This window comes from Plantactinospora sp. ZYX-F-223 (assembly GCF_039649625.1).
Taxonomy (GTDB): Bacteria; Actinomycetota; Actinomycetes; order Mycobacteriales; family Micromonosporaceae; genus Plantactinospora.
The window spans coordinates 1-5,571 of sequence record NZ_JBDJAV010000114.1 but is presented as its reverse complement, the minus strand read 5'-3'; the positions used below and the strand labels follow the sequence as shown (position 1 = coordinate 5,571).

Below are 5,571 nucleotides of genomic sequence, written 5' to 3'. Positions count from 1 at the left end.
TTAGGAACCGACCGGCGATCAGGATGCCGACGTCGTGCACGCTCAACAGCAGCACACAGCCCAGCAGAAGCAGGACCAGGCTGGCAATCGAGGTGGGGCGCCGGCCCAGATGACTGGACAGGCGCCCCAACACCAACAGTGTGGCGAGAGTGGCGACGGAGTAGGCGACGACGGTCATCGAGATACCGGCGTTGGTGAACCCATCCTCCGCCCGGTAGATGTTGAACAGCGGGATCGTTGAGCCCACCGCCACAAACACGGCCGCCAGGGAGACCACCGCAGATATAAAGGCCAGCCGGAGCGTTCTGCCCCCGCCGACCACGTTGGTCACTGGCGCCGTGGTGAGCATCGAGCTGCGCCTTTCTGTTGTCCTGAGCCGCCCTTTGGCTACCGCATGGTGCTTACCCGAGCGCAAAGATGTCTCGCGCTCAGGAACTGCGCCCGATCAGTGTCAGGCGCCCGGAGCGATGGCGCAGGCGGAGACGCAGAACCAGGTGCCCTCGCGCTTCTGGTACACGTCCGTGTACAGCGCTTCTTGCACCACTCCATCGGCGATCATGGTGTATGTGACGCGGCCGTGGATCAGCGCAACGTCGCCGAGGATGCGGATCTTGAAGTCGTGCAGAGTGATGTCTTTGATGGGTCGGGGCTTGGCGATGTATTCGAGGTACTCCTCGCGGTTACGGGTGACACCCGGAGTCTGCACGATGAAATCCTCGGCAAGGAATTCACTGAAGCGCTTGGCATCGCTGGCTTCGTCCGAGTGGATGTAGTCGAGGTTGAGTTGTTCGAGGATCGCCAGATCTTCGGCCGACTGGTTGGTGTCGCTCATTTTGCTGCTCCTTTTGTTTGATGGTGAACATGCGTGTTCAACGACCAGGCCCATGCCCGGCCGTGTGCGACCCAGGGAATGCTGGGTCCAGAACGTCGGCATTTTCCGGATGGGAATTGACGAAAGTTGCGGCGAACGGGCACGTGACGGTGGCGGTCCATCCTTGCCCGCGCAGCTCGTCGGGGACCCCGCCGATGACCCTGGCGGCTACTCCTCTCCCCGGAACTCGGGGAGCACAGAGGTCGCCATCAGTACGACGCGGTTCCCGACCTTGTTGTAGACGAGCCCAGCGGCTCTCCGGCTCCCAATCGTGGCCTCGTAGACGCTGAGTTCGCTGTTGTCGGTGATGACGATGTCTTCCATGCCGGTGGCTCCCGACAGGATCGAGCCGGACCACGTCTTGCTCGGCACTGGCCAGGGTGATCATGTCCTTGGGATTACCCGCCATGGTGTCTCCTGAGTTCTTACGGACGAACGCGGATGATCGTCTTTCCCTTGACCCGCTCGGTCGGGTTGAAGGCGGCAACCGCATCGTCGAGGTCCGCGACCTGGCCGATGTTCGTCCGTACCCGTCCGTCCCGCACCCGCTGCGCGAGCTCACCCAGCTGGGCGCGATCGGAGACCACAACGAAGTCGACCGCGATGCCCTCGGCGGGCCGCGCCTCGGCCGGGCCGGCGACGGTCACCAGTGTTCCTCCGGCGCGGACCAGACCCACGGACCGCTTCTGGATGTCGCCGCCGATGACGTCGAAAACCAGATCGACGCCGCCGACCTCTTCCAAGGCGTCGTTGCCGAGGTCGACGAACTCGTGCGCGCCGAAGTCGAGCGCCGCCTGACGGCCGGTAGCGCGTCCCGTGCCGATGACGTGGGCGCCGGCCTCGCGGGCGAGTTGGGTTGCCACCGAGCCGACTGCACCGGCCGCGCCGTGCACAAGGACGCTCTGCCCCGCCCGGAGGTGGCCGTGATCGAACAACCCCTGCCACGCGGTCAGGCCCGCCATCGCGACGCCCGCGCCCATCGTGAAGTCGACGTCGCCCGGCAGCGGCGCGAGGTTACGCGCCTCGACGACCGTGTACTCCGCGAGGGTGCCGTCGCGCGTCCAGTCCGTGAGGCCGAACACCCGCTGTCCCACCGACAGCCCCGTCGTTCCATAGCCGAGGGCGGTCACCACTCCGGCCACCTCATGGCCGGGGATCGACGGCGTCCGGTCACGGCCGAGGCGATCGACCCAGGTCGACGGCCACTCCAGCTCGTTCCCAGTGAATCCCGACACATGGACCTGAACGACCACATCGCCGTAGCTCGCGCCCTCAAGGCTGGCGAGCCTCGCCGTGTCCGGTCCCGGCCGGTCCACCAGCGTCATCCCGGCCGTTCCCGCGGCCTGGTCCGTCACCACAATCGCTTTCATCCCGGCACCTCCCTTTATCCGATCCTGGCTAGCACGGCACTTTCGGTCCGCCAGCTATCAGCGGCGCCGGAACTCGGGTCTTGTCACGCAGATCGAGTTGGCATCGTCAGCGCCGGCTACGACGCCGCGCTCCGGTACCGGCCGTCGTAGCCGACTCCGCTGCGGGTATCGGTGAAGCTGACGCCCACAGGCACTCCGTTCTCGACGATCCAGCGGACTGTGTACGTCGCTCGGTACGTCGGCGGCCAGCACGACGCGAAGGTCCCGTCACCCGCAACGGACCACTCGCCAGCTGACGGCACGCCTCGCTCGACGTAGGTGGTTCGACCATCCGCCGTGAACGATTGGGTCGCACCGTCCTGGAACACGAACTGCGCAGCGGTCAGGGCGAAGATCATGTCCGCCGCCTCAACCAGCTGACCATCGACAACGTCCGTACCGGAGGGCATACCGTCCATCGAACTCTCCTGACCTCGGGCACGACACTGGCCGCCACCCTCTCGCAGTGGCACCAACTCGGAACAACCTGTGACCCCCACTCCGAGGACTATATCGTCCCGTGCGGGCCAGGCGGGAGGGGCGCCCTCGGCCAGCCGAACGGGCCCGATGCTCCAAGCAACCGAAGATCGGTAAAATCTGGATGGACCAAATCGTCCAGCTAGAGTATCGTCTCGAACGTCGTCCCACGGGGCGCTGCCCGCGCGAGCGGCATCCGTGGGATGACGTCGGCGGCGCGCGCTTGCGCTCGTGGTTCGGTGTTCACGACGACGAATTCCAGGACCCCGCGCGACCGATCACGGAAGATGGGAGCGAGCGTTGTCTTTTGCTACTCGTGGTTTCTCCGGACACCGGCGCAAGCCCGACGACCGGCTCCCGCCCGGGCAGGCTCTGGTCCAGAGGTGGCCGGTCCTGTCCGCGGGTCCCACACCCCGGGTCGACACAGACACGTGGGACTTCGTCATCCGCGATGAGGGCAGCACCGAGCGCCACTGGAGCTGGAAAGAACTCCTCGCACTCGGGGTCGAGGACGTCGCGGTCGACATCCACTGCGTCACCCACTGGTCAAGGCTCGACATGCCTTGGCGTGGCGTCAGCCTCGACAAGCTCTTCGAGAACGTCGAAACCGAGTACGACTACGTGATGGCGCGGTCCTACGGTGGCTACACCACGAACCTCCCCCTCGAGGACCTTCTCGACGGCAAGGCGTGGATCGCCATCGAGGCGGACGGAGAGCCGCTCGACCCTGAGCATGGTGGCCCGGCCCGCCTGCTCGTCCCGCACCTCTACTTCTGGAAGAGCGCCAAATGGATCCGCGGCCTGACGATGATGCCGACGAACGACCCGGGGTTCTGGGAGCAGCACGGCTACCACATCTACGGTGATCCGTGGCAGGAACAGCGCTACTGGTGACTGATCAGACAGCCACACCTCTGCAGACGCGCCATCGACCCCCGACCTGGCACGTCGCCACGGTCGTCGAGACCCGGCCAGAGACACCGAACGCCGTGCGTCTGATCCTCGACGTGCCCACCTGGCCCGGCAGCGAGGCGGGCACGCATCTCGACGTGCGCCTCACCGCTCCCGACGGCTATCAGGCGACCCGCTCCTACTCACTCGCCACTTCCGAACCGGGAAGGATCGTCCTCGGGATCAACGAACTGCCAGACGGCGAGGTCTCCCCGTTCCTTGTCCGCGAGGTACGCGCCGGGGACAAGCTTGAGATCCATGGACCACTGGGCTCGTACTTTCTCTGGCGTCCGGGCTCTAGCAACCGACCAGTCCAGCTCATCGCCGGCGGATCAGGCGTGGTCCCGCTCCATGCGATAGCCACAGCCCACGCAGCCGCGTCGGACCCATCGCTGTTCCGTCTCCTCTACTCCGTCCGCACACCGGCACACGTCTACTTCCGCGACGAGCTCGCCGCACTCGTGCGGCCGTCGTTTACCGTCGACTACGTCTACACACGACAGGCGCCCCAGGGCTGGGCAGGGACGGTCGGGCGCCTCACCAGAGATTCCCTGGCCTCGATGACAACTGCGCCACACGAGCGTGCGCGCATATTCGTGTGCGGATCCACAGGTTTCGTGGAAACAATCGCGGCCTGGTTGCTGGAGCTCGGGCATTCGGCACGCGACATCCTCACCGAACGATTCGGAGGCCTGTGATGACTATCCCACTAGACGGCAACGTACTCGCGGGCGCACTCGCCAACCTGTTCGTCCCAGACCCCACTGCCCTGCAAGCCCGGTGCGCGAACTGCAGTCAGATCGCTTCGATCGCCGAGGCCGTTGTCTATCCGGACGCACCCGGGCTCGTCGCACGCTGCCGGTCGTGCGATCACGTATTGGCAACGATCGTCGACGCCGGGGACAAGACGTACCTGAGCCTGTCTGGGTTGAGCGCCATCGCATTACCGACGTGACCGCGCTCACCACGACCGCGAACGTACCCGAACTGTTTCCGCAGCCGCGATCGTACAGCCATCAGCGCCCAGCCAGCCTGCCGCCTGGTCTGGACTTGAAGGTCCACCTGCGCAGGACGGTGCGGCACGCGCACCGCCGTCAGGTCCGCAGGTGAGGTGCGCCGCTAAACCGACGACCCGCTGCCATCCAGATTCGGGTCGACGCGAGTTGAGCTGGGGGGACGGCTTCGTCCTAACCGCCGCTCCGCGTAGCTTAATATCCCGAGGCGATGGTTCACGAGAGCCGCGCGGCGCTGATCAACAAAGCGGCCAACTGGACGATTTGGTCCGTGAAGGCTAGTCTTCGCGGGTACTAGTCATGGGTGGTACGCCCGGCCGCACCCCCGTTCAGACCGCGGCTCAGCAGCTGGTTCGAGTAACTGGACCGTCACCACCAGGATCTACAGGAAGGCCCGGCTGATGGAAACCAATCGGGATCGTGTCGTCGCATCCGCCCGAGTTGTCCTACCGGCGACTGAGCGCCGGCGCACGGACATGACCACCCGCAGCTTCACGTTCGTCGCCGATGAACCGCACAACGGCACACTCGGCGAAGGCCCGACGCCGACGGAGTACCTGTTGATGGCGCTCGCGTCGTGCACTGCTCAGACGCTGCGGCAGTATGTCGACTATAAGTACGACACCGCCGGTGACATCACTGTCGAGATCGACTACCACGAACCCGAGCAGGAAGGCGCAGAGCGTTACCTGCAGCGCACGATCACGCTGAGCGAAGAGCCTGACCCCGACGATTTGAAGGTGATGCATGACATTGCCGAGAAATCCCCGGTAACCCTGCTGATTCAGTTCGCGTGGAGCGTGCGGACCGAGTTCATCGGGCCGCGCTGAAACCACGCCGCTTGCTCCTC

General features: G+C 65.3%; 9 protein-coding genes. 4 read left to right on the top strand and 5 right to left on the bottom strand.

What is annotated here, in order from left to right; genetic code table 11:
- The 5 genes from AAH979_RS42325 to AAH979_RS42305 form a co-directional block, all read right to left on the bottom strand.
- Positions 1-349: MFS transporter (locus AAH979_RS42325; RefSeq protein WP_346263750.1), on the bottom strand; the 349-nt coding region annotated here is incomplete at its 3' end.
- Between the two features lie 102 nt (positions 350-451).
- Complete coding sequence (locus AAH979_RS42320; RefSeq protein WP_346263749.1) at positions 452-832, bottom strand: nuclear transport factor 2 family protein; 381 nt, start codon at positions 830-832, stop codon at positions 452-454.
- A 207-nt stretch (positions 833-1,039) separates the two neighbouring features.
- On the bottom strand, positions 1,040-1,195 hold the full coding sequence (locus AAH979_RS42315) for a hypothetical protein (protein WP_346263748.1): 156 nt from the start codon (positions 1,193-1,195) through the stop codon (positions 1,040-1,042).
- Between the two features lie 101 nt (positions 1,196-1,296).
- Entirely contained in the window at positions 1,297-2,241 is a 945-nt protein-coding gene (locus tag AAH979_RS42310) for an NADP-dependent oxidoreductase (protein ID WP_346263747.1), read from the bottom strand.
- 116 nt (positions 2,242-2,357) lie between these two features.
- Positions 2,358-2,699: a hypothetical protein gene (locus AAH979_RS42305; protein ID WP_346263746.1), complete on the bottom strand. Its 342-nt coding sequence runs from the start codon at positions 2,697-2,699 to the stop codon at positions 2,358-2,360.
- A 358-nt stretch (positions 2,700-3,057) separates the two neighbouring features.
- Between AAH979_RS42305 and AAH979_RS42300 the strand changes: the two genes are divergently transcribed.
- The 4 genes from AAH979_RS42300 (at position 3,058) to AAH979_RS42285 (ending at position 5,551) form a co-directional block, all read left to right on the top strand.
- The gene (locus AAH979_RS42300; protein ID WP_346263745.1) at positions 3,058-3,651 is read left to right on the top strand and encodes a molybdopterin-dependent oxidoreductase; all 594 of its coding nucleotides are present in this window, start codon (positions 3,058-3,060) and stop codon (positions 3,649-3,651) included.
- A gap of 20 nt (positions 3,652-3,671) precedes the next feature.
- A complete protein-coding gene (locus AAH979_RS42295) occupies positions 3,672-4,406 on the top strand; it encodes an FAD-binding oxidoreductase (protein ID WP_346263751.1) in 735 nt (244 codons plus the stop codon).
- On the top strand, positions 4,406-4,663 hold the full coding sequence (locus AAH979_RS42290) for a DUF6510 family protein (protein ID WP_346263744.1): 258 nt from the start codon (positions 4,406-4,408) through the stop codon (positions 4,661-4,663). Before AAH979_RS42295 ends, AAH979_RS42290 begins: the two co-directional genes overlap by 1 nt.
- 534 nt (positions 4,664-5,197) lie before the next feature.
- Complete coding sequence (locus tag AAH979_RS42285) at positions 5,198-5,551, top strand: OsmC family protein (RefSeq protein ID WP_346263743.1); 354 nt, start codon at positions 5,198-5,200, stop codon at positions 5,549-5,551.
- Positions 5,552-5,571 lie beyond the last annotated feature (20 nt).